Source organism: Novosphingobium sp. FSW06-99 (assembly GCF_001519065.1).
In the GTDB taxonomy this organism is placed as follows: Bacteria; Pseudomonadota; Alphaproteobacteria; order Sphingomonadales; family Sphingomonadaceae; genus Novosphingobium.
This window is the reverse complement of the sequence record NZ_KQ954251.1, coordinates 425729-441103: the sequence shown is the minus strand read 5'-3', so window position 1 is coordinate 441103 and position 15375 is coordinate 425729. Positions and strand designations below refer to the sequence as shown.

The following is a 15375-nucleotide window of genomic DNA, read 5'->3' as shown; positions in this document are numbered from 1 at the left end:
TTTTCAGGACCGGGGTTCCAGCCCAGCGTCGTTCAGCCAGCCCCGCGCACGCAGGGCGACGAACAGGCGATTGACCAGCGGGTTGGACCAGCCGCAATTGGTGGCGAAATCGCGTTGCAGGGTGTCGTGGTGGATCTGGTGCGCCGCCGGGCTCATCAGCAGACCCGTGCGGCGGAGTATGGCGATCGGGCGGGGCACTTTGGGGCAGTGCAGGCTGCCATGAAAATGTTGGGCAAATGCGCTGCCGGTTATCAGCGCAACGCCCAGCGCGATCAGCCAGCCCGGTGCGCCACCCCACAGCGCCAGCGCATTGAGCACGAGCGAGGCGGGCAGGGCCGCCGCGATCAGCGTGACCCCGATTTGTTGCCACAACGACCGGCGCCCCAGCGCATCGGGGCGCGGGTGGTGCGTCTTGAAGTCATAGACCACGCGTTGAAATGCCGACAGGCGCGCGATGCGATCGGCGCGCAACGCCAGGTATTCGGCACTTTCGCGGCTGCCCCGATAATGGAAGATGTCGGTCAGCCCCAGGCCGGGCGGGCAGGGGTGATAATCGAGCAGCATGTGCACCATGCCCGACGCCAGATCGGCCAGATACCATCCGGCCAGCAGGGCGGGCAGGCACAGCCAGTCAAACCGCACCGCCAGCAGCGCGGCATTGAGCGCAAGGCTTGCTGAAAACAGCGCGAGAACGAGCACTCGGACAGGCACGCGGCAAGGGCTCCGGTCAGACGCCGATCAGCCTAACAGTGCGTGTCGTCCTGCCAATCGCTGGAAGCACCAAAGCGGTTGGATTACGATCCGACGGTTTCCGCCGATCGCGCCACCACACTCGCATCGCCCAGCGCGGTGCGACGCTGTTTGCCCCAGCCGCCGCCGCCCGACAGGAACGCGATCCACCCCCAGCACGCACCGGCATGGCGCAGCAACTGGAACGTGAACGGTTCGAAGAACGAAGCGACCAGGGCGGGGCCGAGGCCCAGCCCGTCGCCTTGCCCGGTCCACCGGCGATAGAGCGCGATCGACCACAAGTGAAACGTCAGGTCGATCGCCACTTTGCCCAGCATCACGGCCGCGATCGCACCGACCAGCGGCAAGTGGCCGCGCACCAGCAGCGACACCAGAATGCCGAACGCGACCAGGCCAAAGATCGGCTGCGCAGTGTCGAGCGCCTTGACCACCAGCATGCGCGTACCAAGCGTGCCGAACGCCGGATTGCCGACCATGTCGCGGTTCCAGTGCTGGGTTTGCAAAAACCCGCCGAACCAGCGGCGGCGCTGGCGCATGAACGCCATCGGGCTGGCCGGTGCATCGGTGCTGGCAATCGCGCGGCCGACCACGCGCACGCGCCAGTCGATGCCGGTTTCGTGGGCATGGCGATGCATGCGGTGGATCAGTTCGTAATCTTCCACCATGCAATCGGCATCGAACCCGCCGACCGTGATCACCGCCTGGCGCCGGAACCCCGCAAATGCGCCCGAAATCAGCAACAGGCCGTCTTGTTGCATCCACGCAAAGCGCGACAGGAAATTGCGCACATATTCATAGCGTTGAAACCACTGGAACAGGCGCTCCACCGGCCGCGTGCCGCAGATTGGCACCAGCACCCCGGTCGCGGCGACCAGTTCGGGCTCTGCCGCAAAGGCATCACGCATTGCGCGCAGCGCACCGGGCGCCAGCAGGGTATCGGCATCGACCGTCAGCAACAGTTCGGTATCAAGCTGCGGGATAGCCGCGTTGAGCGCGCGCGCCTTGCCGCCGTGCGGCAGGCGCAGCCAGCGCAGGGCGGGCAACACCGGCGAGGGTGCGCTCATCTGGCCGATCGCGGGCTGTTCCAGGCCATAGGCCACGCGCAGCACTTGCGCGCTGTCATCCGTCGATCCGTCGTCGGCCAGCAGGATCACTTCGGGCGGCAGATCCTGGCCCGCCAGCGTATCGATGGTGATCTGCAGCGACGGTGCCTCGTTGTGTGCAGCAACGATCGCGCCAAGCCGGGCATAAGAGGTCTGCGCGGATGGCGGCGGGGTGGCGCGCATCGACTGGCGCAGCGGCCACAACTGCACGGCGGTGAATGCCAGCAGGAATGTGTCATAGCCGATATAGGCCAGCCCCACCGACCAGCCGAACAGGCTGGAACGGATCAGGCTTTGCCACAGCAGGATCACCAGCAGCACCGGTCCGGCCCAGCCAAGCACGATCCCCATCCAGGGCACCGGACGCGGCGACAGCCGGGGCGACAGGGCGCGAAAGCCGGGGTCGAGAATGCTCATTGCTGAAACTTGTCCAATCTGGGATGAACCGGAGCTTACGGGCGGCACGCGCCATGGCAGGTTTTGCCCGATCTTGACACTGGAATTGGTGGAGAATGTTGCAAATGCCCGAAAGACCTTTGCTCGAACGCTACAGCACGGTTGCCGTCATCCTGCACTGGCTGGTGGCCATTGGTATCATCTACAACTTGTGGGTCGGGCTCGGCTTCGACGATCTGGAGGCGTCGCATTCGCCGCTGCTGCGCCAGACCATCGATCTGCACAAATCGATCGGGATTACCGTGATCGGTCTGGTCGCGCTGCGTATCCTGTGGAAAATCGGTCATCCCGGTCCGGCGCCGCAACCCGGCCTGAAGCCGTGGGAACGCAAGTTGTCGGTCGGTACGCACCATTTTCTCTATCTGCTGATGGTGCTGGTGCCGCTGGCCGGATGGCTGCATGATTCGGCATGGAAGGGCGCGGCTTCGCACCCGATGATGCTGTACGGCGTGGTGCCGTGGTTCCGCCTGTCGCTGTTTGGCGGGCTGAGCGATGCGGGCAAGGACTGGTGGCATGATACGTTGGGTGCGGTGCACGGCCTGTCGGCCAAATTGCTGATCGGCGTCGTAGCGCTGCATATCGCCGGCGCGCTGAAGCACCAGTTCATCGACGGCAAGGCGCAGTTCCGGCGGATGTGGTTCGGCAAGTGACCGCTGCGAGCGGTGCCATGGATCGGCCACCCCGCGTCATGGGGGTGGCCGATCTGGCACTGTTCTATATCGTCACCGGCATTTCGCTGCGCTGGATCGCCTCGGCGGCAACGCTGGGGCCATCGGCGCTGTGGTACTGGGCACTGGCGTTTGCGGGGTTCTACATTCCGCTGGTCGCCGCAGTGATCGAATTGTCTTCGCGCTATCCGCAGGAAGGCGGGCTCTATGTATGGATCCGCGAAACCTTCGGCCCGTTCGCCGGGTTCATGGCGGGGTGGAGCTACTGGACATCGAACCTGCCCTATTTCCCCTCGGTGTTCTATTTCGATGCGGGAAATGCGTTGTTTCTGGGCGGCGCGCGGATGCAGACATGGTCGGGATCGACCACGTGGTTCATGTCGTTTGCGCTAATCGCGCTGGCGGCGATCACCGCGATCAACATCGTCGGATTGAAATGGGCCAAGTGGCTGCACGGCATGGGCGCGGTGGGGATGTGGCTGCCGACGCTGATCATCGTCATGCTGGCGGCGTTCAGCTATCACCGCTTTGGCAGCGTCACGCGGTTCGATGCCGCCTCGGCACGTCCCGCGTTCGACCTGTCGCATATCATCATCCTGTCGGGTCTGGCCTTTGCGCTGTCGGGGCCCGAGGCGGCCAGCTTCATGAGCGGGGAAATCCGTGATCCGCGTCGCACCATTCCGCGCGCGCTGCCGCTGGCGGGGATGGTGGTGCTGCCGGTCTATCTGTTGGGCACGATCGCGGTGCTGGTGATCATGCCCGCCCATGCCGTCAATCCGTTGCAGGGGCTGGTGCAGGCGGGGTCGATCGCGGCGCAGCACATCGGCATGGGCTGGCTGGCCTGGGTGGTCGCGCTGCTGATCACGGTAGGCAATCTGGGCGCGGCGAGCGGTTATCTGTCGGGGTGCGCGCGCCTGCCGTTTGCCGTGGGGATCGATCACATGTTGCCGCCGGTATTTGCCAAGGTCCATCCGCGCTGGGGCACGCCGTGGGTGGCGCTGTTGCTGCAAGGCGGGCTGGGTGCGCTGTTTTGCGTGCTGGGGCAGGCGGGCACCGGGGTGCAGGGTGCCTATGAAGTGCTGGTCAGCATGGGCATCATCGCCGCGTTCCTGCCGTTTGCAGGGGTGTTTCTGGCGGTGCTGCGGATCAATGGCAGCGCCAGCGCCGCCATTGGCGTGACGCGCCTGCCCGGCGGGCGCACGACGTCGATCGGTCTCGCGCTGGTCGGACTGATCACCACGCTGGTCGCGCTGGTGCTGGCGGCGCTGCCCGCCGCTGACGAAGCCAACAAGCCGCTGGCGCTGGCCAAGATCGTCGTGCTCACCGCGATCCTGCTAGGTGCAGGCGCGGCAGTCTATCGCGCCGGGCGCCGCCGCGCCTGATTCAGCAGGGCGATGCGTTCGCGCGCCTGGTCTTCCATCGAATTCAGCTCGGCGATGGTTGTCTGCAAAGCGGTGCGCTGCCGCTCAAGCTGGCGCAGGCGGGTGCGGATCTGCGCCACCAGATGTTGCATCTGTTCCAGATGGGTCGGATCGGCATCGTAGAGATCGAGGAATTCCTTGATCTCGCGCAGCGAAAACCCCAGCCGCTTGCCGCGCAGGATCAATTGCATGCGCGCAATGTCGCGGCGCGAATAAATGCGCGCATTGCCCATGCGCGCCGGTTCGATCAGGCCCTTGTCTTCATAAAACCGCAAGGCGCGGTGCGTGACCCCGAGTTGGGCGGCGGCATCGTTGATGCCGGTCGGCCCGTCGTGCACAGCGTCCTGGCGTTCCTGCGTTGCCAAAGGCGTGGTTCCCCGCTCGCGATATCCACCGAAACGGACCAGAAAAATCGATCGGGATCAAGCGGCAATATCGCCGCGCGGCAGCCATGCGGCCAGGATGGCGTTAACCGCCTCGGGCGCTTCCTGTTGCACCCAGTGCGATACGCCGGGCAAGCGACGCTGGGTCAGATCGACGACATAGCGGTCGGTGCCATCGAGCGTTTCCAGCCCGAGCGCGGTGTCGGCCTCGCCCCAGATCTGCAACGTGGGGACATCCACCCGGCCAGATCCCACCGCCATGTCGGCGCTGTGGCGAAACGCCGCACGATACCAGTTGATCATCGCGGTCATCGCACCGGGCTGTGCGGCGGCGGTGGCATAGACATCGAGCACCGCATCGGGAAAGCGCGCCTTGTCGATCGCCATGCCGCGAAACGCCCGCCGCAACCCTGCTGCATGGTTGCGCAACAACGCGCGTTCGGGCAGCCATGGCACCTGGAAAAACGCCATATACCAACTGCGCCGCCGCTGCGGCCAGTGCCGCAGCGCCGCGTTCAGGCACGCGGGGTGGGGCAGGTTCATCACCACCAGCCGTTCGATCGGGCGCAGGTGCCGGATGGCGAAATACCAGGCCAGCGCGCCGCCCCAGTCGTGCGCGATCAATGTTACCCGCTTGGCCCTGCTGGCATCGATCAGCGCGGCGACATCGCCCAGCAGATGACCAACCCGATAATCGGCAATGCGGGCCGGGCGGTATGACGCGCCATAGCCGCGCAAATTGGGCGCCCACACGCGATAGCCCATCTCCGCCAACAGCGGGATCTGGTGCCGCCACGAATAATGCAGTTCGGGAAATCCGTGCAGGCACAGCGCAAGGTGATCGCCGCTGCCGGCCGTGGCCACTTCAAACGGCAGTCCCCCGGCCTCGATCGTCTCGATCGCGATCCCGCTGCCTGCATCTGGTACCCAGCTTTGCGCCATGGTCGATCCCCCTCGCGCGCATCACAACGCGCAAGCGGGCGCGCGGTCAAGCCCCGTCGGCATCCTCGAACCGGCGCACCCGGCGCAATTCGGGAAAGATCCAGCCCCAGGCCCCCGCGATCGCCACGGCCATCACCCCGCCGAACACCACCGAGCCGACCGGGCCGATCATCGCCGCGACCAGCCCCGATTCCATTTCGCCCAGTTCGTTGGACGCGGTGATGAACAGGCTCGATGTCGCGCCCACCCGGCCGCGCATGGCATCGGGCGTGACCACTTGCACCAGCGTCTGGCGCACATAGACCGAAATCATGTCCGCCGCGCCCAGTGCGGCCAGCATCGCCAGCGACAGCCAAAGCGACGATGACAGCCCGAACACCACCGTCGCCACGCCAAACAGTCCGACCGCGCCCAGCATTTTCGGCCCGATCCCTTCGCTGATCGGTCGTGCCGACAGCCACAGCGCCGTGCTGACCGCGCCGACCGACGTGGCCGAACGCAACAGGCCCAGTCCGCCCGGTCCGACGTGCAGGATGTCGCGGGCATAGGCGGGCAACAGCGCGGTGGCCCCGCCGAACAGCACGGCAAACAGATCGAGGCTGATCGCGCCGAGCAGCATCCGCGTGCGCGCGACATAGGCCAGCCCTTCGACAATGCGCTTGATCGGATGGCCATCGGCCCGCGCGACCGCGCGCAAGGGTTGGGGCACCATCATCTGCGCCGCCAGCGATAGCACGATCAGCGCGCCGGTCAGGCCAAACGCCCAAACCCCGCCCAATCCATAGGCATAGCCGCCGATCACCGGGCCCATGATCCCGCCGATCCGCCCGCCCACTGCGCTGACCGCGATGGCGCGCGGCAGCACCTCGATCGGCACCAGCGCGGGGCCCAGGGCGTTGGTGGCAGGCATATAGAACGCACGACTGGCAGCAAACGCCGCCGCCGCAAGATAGAACAGCGCCGGGCCATGCGCCCCTGCCACCGCCACGGCAAACAACACCGCCACGCTTAGCAATTGCCCGGCCAGCGACAGCCGAACCACCAACCGACGGTCGAACCGGTCCGCCGCCAGTCCGGCCGCCGGATTGAGCAGCAGCACCGGCAGAAACTGGACCAGCCCGATCAAACCGATCCGCAACGAGGCCGCGCGCATATCGAGCGACACCCGCGCCGCGTCATAGACCGCCCAGCCAAGCACCACGACAAAATTGGATTGCCCGAGCACCGCCAGAATGCGCGCCAGCCAGAACCAGCGATAGGCAGGGATCGCCAGCGGGTGCGCAATCGGCGCCGGCTCAGCCACGGCGGGCACGATTTGAAATGGGGTCACGACTCACGCCCGTCCGCATGGCGTACGACGGCGGGGCTGCCAAGTGCGACAATGTCCCGCGCATTATTGATTTTTCTCGATCGACGCAGCGCCCCATCGACAAGCGCAGCAACGCCGGGCATCGTCGGCCTGCCAATCCAACAAGGAAGCCCGAGGATGTCCGCTTATCTGATCTTTATCCGCGACCGTGTGCGCGATCCTGCCGCGCTGGCGGAATATGGCCCGCTGGCCCAGCAATCAACCGCCGGCCACCCGGTCACCCCGCTGGCCTTCTATGGTCCGACCGAAACGCTTGAAGGCGCCGAAGTCGATGGGGTGGTGCTGGTCAGGTTTCCCGACAAGGCTGCGGCCAAGGCATGGTACGACAGCCCGGCCTATACCGAGGCGCGCAAGTTCCGCCATCTGGGCGCGGACTATCGCGTGGTGATTGCCGAAGGGGTCGACTGAACCGGCGCCTGCCGTTCAGGCAAACAAACGCTGTCGCAGTCGCGCCGGGACCAACGGCGCGACCAGCGCGGCACCCAGCGTCGCCAGGCTGCGGCCAGGTTCTTCGGGGAAACCGCGTATGTCATGGTGCAGGCTGCGCAAGGCATAGCGCAAGGCCATTCCCGCGTGACCGCCTGAAACCAGCGCACCCTGTACCACCTGGCGGCAATAGGCTGCCTCCAGCCGGGCCCGGGTGCGCGGGTCGTCGATGTACCGCGCCATCAGGTCGCGCCAGTCGGCATGCATCTGCGCCCAATCGTGCGACAGGCCCGGCACGGTCAGCCGCGCTCCCGCCAGCACCATGTCGAGCCCGACCACCGGACCGCCGCGCGCTACCAGTCGGGCCGCCAGATCTCGGTCACACACGGCACCCGACGCGGCATCAAACCCGCCGATCGCGAGGAATGAGTCGCGCCGCACGACCATGTTCGATGTCGTGCCGATCGGATTTTCGCCGAGTATATCAAGCATATCGAGCGGATTTTCCGCCAATTTTGACAAGGCCCGGGCCCCTGTCAAACCATCGGCGTGGGCGGGGACAAAGGCCATGCGGGCATAGCTGGCGACCAGATCGGGACGCGCGCGGTGCAGGGCGCAATGGGCATAGAGCTTGCCCCGGTCCCACAGCGCATCGGCATCGAGGAACGCGATCAGCGGCGCGCTGGCGACCTCAACCCCCAGATTGCGCGCCGTTGCCACCCCGCCGTTGCCGCGCGCAAGCGCGTGGATCCGCGAATCAAGCGCGGCATGGTGCAACAGGATTTCGAGGCTGTTGTCGTTCGATCCATCATCGATGGCGATCAGTTCAAAGGCGCTCAACGTTTGTGCGCGCAATGAGCCAAGCAACGCGGGCAGCGTGGCCGCCGCATTGCAAACCGGCAGAACCACCGAAATGCGTGCCGGTTCCTCGGCCGTGGCTGACGGCGCAAAAGTGTCGGTCATCATCGTCACGACGGGTCTCCCTGTGGCGATACGCCGATCGAGCGTGAACGTTGCGCGAAATGCGCATCAAACCGGGCCTGGGCAAAAGCAATGGGTGGAGCAACCAATGCGCAAACCTCCTGCGTGCAGGTTTAGGAGTTGTTTTAGTCTACCGCGTGAGGCTTTAGGATTGGTTGCCAATCCGCTCGAATTTGGCGGAAATTCGGCGCAATCGCGCGCTTCTATCCGGTTTCGGTAACCGTCACCCCGGCAGCGATCAGCGCGGCGCGCAAGGCGGGGCTGGTCACCCGGTCGGTCACCAGATGGTCGATGGCCTCTGCCCCGGCGATGCGGATCGGCGCGGCGCGCCCGATCTTGGTGCTGTCGGCGACCAGGATTACGGTGCGGGCCTGGCGGATGATACGCCGCGCCACCAGCACTTCATCGGCATCGAAATCGACCAGATCGCCCGCTTCGCTCAGCCCCGAGGCGCCGATCAGCGCCAGATCGACGCGGAAATTGTCGATGAACTGATCGGCCAGCGCACCGATCACCGCGCGATCGCCCGCGCGCACATGGCCGCCCACCGCGATCACCGCGATGCCGTCGCGACCCGACAGCAGATCGACCACATTGAGGTTGTTGCTGACCACCAGCAGCGTGTGGTGACCGGCCAGATGGCGCGCCACCGCTTCGGTGGTGGTGCCGATGTTGATGAACAGCGAGGCGCCTTCGGGTACCAGCGCTGCGGCGGCGGCGCCAATGCGCGCCTTGGCGGCGGCGGCCATGCCGCGCCGCTCGTCATAGCGCGCGTTGGCAATGCCCGAACCCAGCTCGGCCCCGCCATGCACGCGCGCAATCAGCGCGCGATCGGCCAGATGGTTGAGATCGCGGCGGATGGTCTGCGGTGTCACGGCGAATTCGTGGGCCAGCGCGGCAACGTTGGCTTCCCCGGCGCGGCGCACCGCCGCCAGGATCGCCGCGCGCCGCGCCGCAGAACCCGCCCGGTCAGCCATCGTGCAGCGTGGCCATGAAGGCGTCGATCTGCGCGGCAGCCTGGGGCAGCACGTGCAGGCCCATCTTGCTGCGCCGCCACAGCACGTCGTGCGCGCTGATCGCCCATTCGTGCCGCGCCAGATAGGCCAGTTCCGCCTCGGTCAACCCGGCGCCGAAATCGCGGCCGAGATCGCCCACCGTGCGCGCGCCCGCCAGCACCTGTTCGGCGCGGGTGCCATAGGCGCGCGCCAGGCGCCGTATCAGCGGACGCGGCAGCGCCGGGTGTTCGCCTGCCAGATCGGCAACATAGGCATCGAAATCGCCCCCCGGCAGATCGCCACCGGGCAGCACGGCGCCCGCCGTCCAGGCCGGTCCCGCCATCGGGAAATGGGCGCAGATCTTTTCCAGCGCGTGTTCGGCCAGTTTGCGGAATGTGGTGATCTTGCCCCCGAACACGCTGAGCAGCGGTGCGCCGCCCTCCGGAGCATCGAAATCGAGTACATAGTCGCGCGTGACGGCCGAGGCATTGGCGGCATGATCGTCATAGAGCGGGCGAATCCCCGCATATGTCCAGCGCACGTCGGCGGGGCCGACATCGGTAGCAAAATAGCGCCGCACGGTGTCGAGCAGATAGCTGGTTTCATGCTCGGAAATCGTCGCGGGGCCGGGCGGGGCGGTCCAGGCTTCGTCGGTGGTGCCAACCAGCGTGAATTCGCCTTCGTAGGGGATGGCAAACACCACCCGCCGGTCGGGGTTCTGCAACAAGAAGGCGTGGTCGCCGGGATAGAGCCGGGGCAGGACGATATGGCTGCCCTTGATCAGGCGCACGCCCCGGTCGCGCTGGTTGCCGGCCTGCGCCGGGTCGCGCGTGCGCTGCAGCACGTCTTCGACCCAGGGCCCGGCGGCATTGACCAGCGCGCGGGCCCGCACAGTGCGCGTGGTGCCGTCACTGGTGATCGTGGCCAGCCAGGCCTGGCCGCTGCGCCGTGCCGAGACCAGCCGCGTGCGCGTCAGGATTGTCGCGCCGCGCGTGGCGGCATCCATCGCGTTGAGCACGACCAGGCGGCTGTCTTCGACCCAGCAATCGGAATAGACGAACGCCTTGCGCGCACCGGGATTGAGCCCGGCGCCTTGTGCGGCGCGCGCCAGATCGATGGTTTCGGTCGCCGGCAGGCGCTTGCGGCCGCCGAGGTGGTCATAAAGCCACAGCCCCAGCCGCACCATCCACGCAGGGCGCGGCGAATGCAATTGCGGCAGGACAAAGCGCAGCGGCCAGATGATGTGCGGGGCCATGCCCCACAGCCGCTCGCGCTCGATCAGCGCCTCGCGCACCAGGCGGAATTCGCCATATTCGAGATAGCGCAGGCCCCCGTGGATCAGCTTGGTCGAGGCCGACGAGGTGTGCTGTGCCAGATCTTCCGCCTCGACCAGCATGACCGACAGCCCGCGCCCGGCGGCATCGCGCGCGATGCCCGCACCATTGATCCCGCCGCCAATGATCAGCAGATCGACGGTGTCGCCCGTTGCGACCTGATCCGGGGCTTGCTCTGGCACGACCATGGTGGAATGCTCCGCTGACGAATTTGAGAGTGCGATTTTTAGGCCGGTTCGTGAAAAACGAATTTGAAACGAACGCAAAAGCGTTATAACGAACATGAAACGAAAAGGCGAGAGGGCATGACCATGGCGCAGCACATCCTGGCAATCGATCAGGGCACGACCTCCACCAGGGCGATCGTGTTTGATTCCAGCGCGCGCCCGGTGGCGACTGCCCAGGCCGAATTTGCCCAGCATTACCCCGCCGCGGGCTGGGTGGAACACGATCCCGAAGATATCTGGCGCGACACGCTGGCCACCGCGCGCGAGGCGATTGCCCGCGCCGGACTGAGCGCGGCAGGCATTGCGGCGATCGGCATCACCAACCAGCGCGAAACCACCGTCATCTGGGACCGCGCGAGCGGCGAGGCCATCCACCGCGCGATCGTGTGGCAGGACCGCCGCACCGCTGACACCTGCCACCAGCTCAAGGCCGATGGCGCGGGCGCGATGGTGGCCGAACGCACCGGGCTGGTGCTCGATCCCTATTTTTCGGCGACCAAGATCGCCTGGATTCTCGACCATGTGCCCGGTGCCCGCGCGCGTGCCGAACGCGGCGAACTGGCGTTCGGCACGATCGACAGTTTCCTGCTGTGGCGGCTGACCGGCGGCGCGGTCCATGCAACCGATGTCACCAATGCCGGGCGCACGCTGATCTATGATATCCATCGTCAGCAATGGGACGAAGACTTGTGCCGCCTCTTGCGTGTGCCGATGGCAATTCTGCCCGAAGTGCACGACAACAGCCGCCTGTTCGGCACCACCGCGCCGGGGCTGTTCGATGCGCCGATCGCGATTGCGGGCATGGCCGGCGACCAGCAGGCGGCGCTGTTCGGGCAAGTCTGTTTTCAGCCCGGCGAAGTCAAATCGACCTATGGCACCGGCTGCTTCATGCTGATCAACACCGGGGATAAGGCGCTGACCTCGCACGGCGGGTTGCTGACCACGCCCGCCTATCGCCTGAACGGGCAGATGACATATGCGCTCGAAGGTTCGATCTTTGTCGCGGGGGCGGCGATCAAGTGGCTGCGCGATGGCCTGGGCGTGATTACCCATGCCAGCCAGACGCAGGATCTGGCCACGTCGGTCGACGATGCCCATGGTGTGACGATGGTGCCCGCCTTTGCCGGTCTGGGCGCGCCGCATTGGGACCCCGATGCGCGCGGGGCGATCTTTGGCCTGACGCTGGGCACCACCCAGGCGCATCTGGCGCGCGCCGCGCTTGAAGCGGTGGCGTTCCAGACCCGCGATCTGGCCGCCACGATGGCCGCCGATGGTGCAGTCTGGCCGGCAGCGCTGCGCGTCGATGGCGGCATGGCGGCCAACGACTGGTTGTGCCAGTTTCTGGCCGATCTGCTCGATACGCCGGTTGAACGGCCCGACCACCTGGAAACCACCGCGCTGGGCGCAGCGTTCCACGCCGGTCTGGCCGTCGGAGTGTGGAGCGGGCTCGACGCGCTGGCGCGCACCTGGCAGCGTGGCGCCCGGTTTGTACCGACAATGGACGCAGCCCGGCGTGCGGCACTGGTATCGGGCTGGCAGGATGCGGTATCGCGGACGCTTTCCAGGCGATAAGCGCGATTCGGGATGGGGACAGGCGATGAGAAACGGATATGTGCGGATGGCACTGATCATCGCCGCGTTGGCATTGGGCTTTGCGGTGCTGGCGGCATTCGCCGGGTTTGACGCCGTGCGAGTGTCATCGTCCAGTGGGCATAACGGATAGGCGGATTAGCCCTTTGGCGATCTTGTGCGGTGCACAAGATCGCGGCATGATCGCATTGGTATCAGGCCTTTGGGACATTTTCTGCGATGATCGTTACCTGCCCTGTGCGGCGCATTCTGCTTGGCCCGGCCGCAGCGATCGGCGTGATGATGACATCGGGCGCGGCGCATGCGGCCGACGAAGAAATCCAGGTCTACATGAACGACATCAACCTGCCGCATCAGCCGGGGTTGGAACTTCATGTCAACGATGTGCCTTCGGGCGATGCCACGCTCGACTATCCCGGCCAGGAATCGAGCATCAATCGCGTACGGATCACGCCCGAATTCTCCTACGCGCTCGATGAACATTTCGAACTGGGCGCCTATCTGCCGCTCACCACACTCGACAGCAGCGGGCATTATCAGGTCGATGGCTGGAAAGTGCGGCTGAAATGGCTGGGCAGCCACAGCGAACGCGGGCTGTTCTATGGCATCAACTATGAAGTCGGACGCAGCGATTACCGGCTCGATCGCAACCCGTGGAACAACGAGATCAAGCTGATCGGCGGCTATGAGGCGGCCAAGTGGATCGTCGGCGCCAATGTCAACTTCGACTTCGCTCTGTCGGGCCCGGCCAAGACCCCCGCCGATGTGCAAGTGGCGACCAAGGCCGGGTACAAGATCACCGAATTCACCATCATCGGGCTCGAAAGCTACAACGGCGTCGGCACGGTCAGCAATTTCGGCAATCTGGCCGCCAGCAACCAGTCAAGCTTTGTCGCGCTCGACACGCGGATCGGCCGATGGGATTTCAATTTCGGGGTCGGCCGTGGCTATGGCACCAATCGCGACGGCACGATCCTGAAGATGATCATCGGCTTTCCGTTCGGGAAATGATCACAACAGCGGACGAAATTCGTCGAGCACCTGACGATAGACGCGCTTTTTGAACGGCACGATCAGGTCGGGCAATGTTTCAGGATCGACCCATTTCCATTCCGCGAATTCGGCCGGATCGTGCGCGTTGAGATCAACCTGGCTGTCATCGCCGGTAAAGCGCAGCAGCAGCCATTTCTGCCGCTGACCGCGATAGCGCCCCTTCCACAGCCGCCCGAGCAATTCGGGCGGCAAGTCGTAGAAATGTTCTTCGGCGCTTTCGGCGATCACTTGCACCAGATCGGCGGTGACCCCGGTTTCCTCGTGCAGTTCGCGCAAGGCGGCGACGCGCACGTCTTCACCTTCGTCGATCCCGCCCTGCGGCATCTGCCAGGCATCGCCTTCACCTTCGGCCGCCTCGCCGCGTGCGGCGCGTTCGCGGGTGTCGATCCGCTGGCCGACGAACACGCGGCCCTGGGCGTTGACCAGCATCACGCCGACGCACGGGCGATAAGGAAGTGCGGCAAATTGGTCTGTCATCTAGATCCGTTCCAGTTGCTGCCTGATGGCGGCGAAGATGGTCGCGATATCACCCTGTGCGCTCGGGATAGCCCGGCGCAACTGGACAAAGCCATGGATGACCCCCGCAAATTCGATGAACGTCACCGGCACGCCTGCGCGGACGAGTTCAGCGCCATAGACCCGCCCGCTGTCGCGGATCGGATCCAGTCCTGCCGTCACTAGCACGGTCGGCGGGGTCTGTGCATGGTCATTATGGAGCGGATAGGCACGGATGTGGCCCGGTGTTGCCGAATAGCCATCGTTGAACCACGTCATGGTGTCGGCGGTCAGCAGGAAACCTTCGGAAAACTGCGCGAAAGAGGCATGATCGGGGCGATCGTCGGTGACCGGATAGATCGGCGCCTGCAGGATCACCGGCACCGCAGCGGGCCGCTGGGTCAGCGCCTGGGTGGTGACGATGGTCAGATTGCCGCCTGCCGAATCGCCGGTCAGGATCAGGCCGGTGACGCTGCGGCCGAGCTCTGCCGGGCTGGACGCCACCCAGCGGGCGACCGCTTCGCAATCGTCGGGCGCGGCGGGGAAGGGGTGTTCGGGGGCCAGCCGATAGTCGACCGCAACCACTGGCAGATCGAGCGCAGCGGCGATTTCGGTGCAGAACGCATGGTGCGTGTCGAGATCGCCGATGACGAAACCACCGCCGTGAAAGAACACCACCACCGGCCCGGCCTCACGCGTTTCGCGCGGGTCATACAACCGTACGCGCACCGGCCCGGCGGGGCCCGGCGCAGTCAGATCGCGGATCACCGCCAGTGGTAGCGGTTCGGCCTCGCCCACGCTGCCCATTGCCAGATAGGCCTCGCGCGCCTGGGCAGGCGTCAGCGCGCTCATCGGCGCGGCCCCGGCGCTGTTGAGGAACGCCAGAAAGGCCTCGACATCGGGCCGGACATAGGGAGCGGTGGGCTGGTCTGTTTGCGCCATCTTGGGTGTGCGTCCTCTCTTGCCGTTGGCTGCCGATCGTGGCGGGTGCGGGGAATCGCCCCCTGGTGTCGGCCTGCTTCCTCGATAAGTGCGCCATTGCAACTTGACTAGCGGCAATGACCACGATCAAGGACAATGCGCGTTTCGGCGCGCAGGGGGGCATGCGGTATGGCACCGTGGCAACATGGGGGCCGAGAAATTCTTTTTTGCTCTTGCCCTGCGGCAGCGTTACCCGCCGCA

General features: G+C 65.7%; 15 protein-coding genes. 5 read left to right on the top strand and 10 right to left on the bottom strand.

Going from position 1 to position 15375, the window contains the following annotated elements:
- Positions 1 to 3: 3 nt before the first annotated feature.
- Both AQZ49_RS02075 and AQZ49_RS02070 read right to left on the bottom strand, forming a co-directional pair.
- Positions 4 to 711, bottom strand: a complete 708-nt coding sequence (locus AQZ49_RS02075) for a fatty acid desaturase CarF family protein (protein ID WP_067612077.1) — start codon at positions 709 to 711, stop codon at positions 4 to 6.
- A gap of 83 nt (positions 712 to 794) precedes the next feature.
- A complete protein-coding gene (locus AQZ49_RS02070) occupies positions 795 to 2270 on the bottom strand; it encodes a glycosyltransferase family 2 protein (protein WP_067612074.1) in 1476 nt (491 codons plus the stop codon).
- A 104-nt stretch (positions 2271 to 2374) separates the two neighbouring features.
- Here AQZ49_RS02070 and AQZ49_RS02065 point away from each other — a divergent pair, with 104 nt between their 5' ends.
- Entirely contained in the window at positions 2375 to 2959 is a 585-nt protein-coding gene (locus AQZ49_RS02065) for a cytochrome b (protein WP_067612593.1), read from the top strand.
- 17 nt (positions 2960 to 2976) lie between these two features.
- On the top strand, positions 2977 to 4359 hold the full coding sequence (locus AQZ49_RS02060; protein ID WP_082701259.1) for an APC family permease: 1383 nt from the start codon (positions 2977 to 2979) through the stop codon (positions 4357 to 4359).
- On the opposite strand, the gene AQZ49_RS02055 is transcribed toward AQZ49_RS02060, so the two are convergent.
- Genes AQZ49_RS02055 through AQZ49_RS02045 form a run of 3 tightly spaced genes read right to left on the bottom strand, consistent with a single transcriptional unit; the run spans position 4332 to position 7053 of the window.
- Positions 4332 to 4763 (bottom strand): MerR family transcriptional regulator, encoded by a 432-nt coding sequence (locus AQZ49_RS02055; RefSeq protein WP_197410879.1) that lies wholly within the window; start codon positions 4761 to 4763, stop codon positions 4332 to 4334. The genes AQZ49_RS02060 and AQZ49_RS02055 overlap by 28 nt on opposite strands.
- Before the next feature lie 57 nt (positions 4764 to 4820).
- On the bottom strand, positions 4821 to 5723 hold the full coding sequence (locus AQZ49_RS02050) for an alpha/beta fold hydrolase (protein WP_067612066.1): 903 nt from the start codon (positions 5721 to 5723) through the stop codon (positions 4821 to 4823).
- A gap of 46 nt (positions 5724 to 5769) precedes the next feature.
- The gene (locus AQZ49_RS02045; protein WP_231738601.1) at positions 5770 to 7053 is read right to left on the bottom strand and encodes an MFS transporter; all 1284 of its coding nucleotides are present in this window, start codon (positions 7051 to 7053) and stop codon (positions 5770 to 5772) included.
- Positions 7054 to 7209: 156 nt separating this feature from the next.
- Here AQZ49_RS02045 and AQZ49_RS02040 point away from each other — a divergent pair, with 156 nt between their 5' ends.
- The gene (locus tag AQZ49_RS02040; RefSeq protein ID WP_067612065.1) at positions 7210 to 7500 is read left to right on the top strand and encodes a DUF1330 domain-containing protein; all 291 of its coding nucleotides are present in this window, start codon (positions 7210 to 7212) and stop codon (positions 7498 to 7500) included.
- Between the two features lie 15 nt (positions 7501 to 7515).
- On the opposite strand, the gene AQZ49_RS02035 is transcribed toward AQZ49_RS02040, so the two are convergent.
- The 3 genes from AQZ49_RS02035 to AQZ49_RS02025 all read right to left on the bottom strand — a co-directional run bounded on the left by AQZ49_RS02035 (position 7516) and on the right by AQZ49_RS02025 (position 11016).
- Positions 7516 to 8484 (bottom strand): glycosyltransferase family 2 protein, encoded by a 969-nt coding sequence (locus AQZ49_RS02035; RefSeq protein WP_067612063.1) that lies wholly within the window; start codon positions 8482 to 8484, stop codon positions 7516 to 7518.
- Between the two features lie 218 nt (positions 8485 to 8702).
- Complete coding sequence (locus AQZ49_RS02030; RefSeq protein ID WP_067612060.1) at positions 8703 to 9476, bottom strand: DeoR/GlpR family DNA-binding transcription regulator; 774 nt, start codon at positions 9474 to 9476, stop codon at positions 8703 to 8705.
- Positions 9469 to 11016, bottom strand: a complete 1548-nt coding sequence (locus tag AQZ49_RS02025) for a glycerol-3-phosphate dehydrogenase (protein WP_067612058.1) — start codon at positions 11014 to 11016, stop codon at positions 9469 to 9471. The genes AQZ49_RS02030 and AQZ49_RS02025 overlap by 8 nt, the downstream gene beginning before the upstream one ends.
- A gap of 117 nt (positions 11017 to 11133) precedes the next feature.
- Here AQZ49_RS02025 and glpK point away from each other — a divergent pair, with 117 nt between their 5' ends.
- Positions 11134 to 12627 (top strand): glycerol kinase GlpK, encoded by a 1494-nt coding sequence (gene glpK / locus AQZ49_RS02020; RefSeq protein WP_369819050.1) that lies wholly within the window; start codon positions 11134 to 11136, stop codon positions 12625 to 12627.
- Between the two features lie 237 nt (positions 12628 to 12864).
- Positions 12865 to 13656: a hypothetical protein gene (locus tag AQZ49_RS02015; RefSeq protein WP_231738598.1), complete on the top strand. Its 792-nt coding sequence runs from the start codon at positions 12865 to 12867 to the stop codon at positions 13654 to 13656.
- On the opposite strand, the gene AQZ49_RS02010 is transcribed toward AQZ49_RS02015, so the two are convergent.
- Positions 13657 to 14175 carry an RNA pyrophosphohydrolase gene (locus AQZ49_RS02010; RefSeq protein WP_067612056.1) on the bottom strand — a complete coding sequence of 173 codons (519 nt, stop codon included), beginning with the start codon at positions 14173 to 14175 and terminating at the stop codon, positions 13657 to 13659. It abuts the gene before it with no gap.
- Positions 14176 to 15135, bottom strand: a complete 960-nt coding sequence (locus AQZ49_RS02005; protein WP_067612052.1) for an alpha/beta hydrolase — start codon at positions 15133 to 15135, stop codon at positions 14176 to 14178. It lies immediately after the preceding gene.
- Positions 15136 to 15375: the final 240 nt, after the last annotated feature.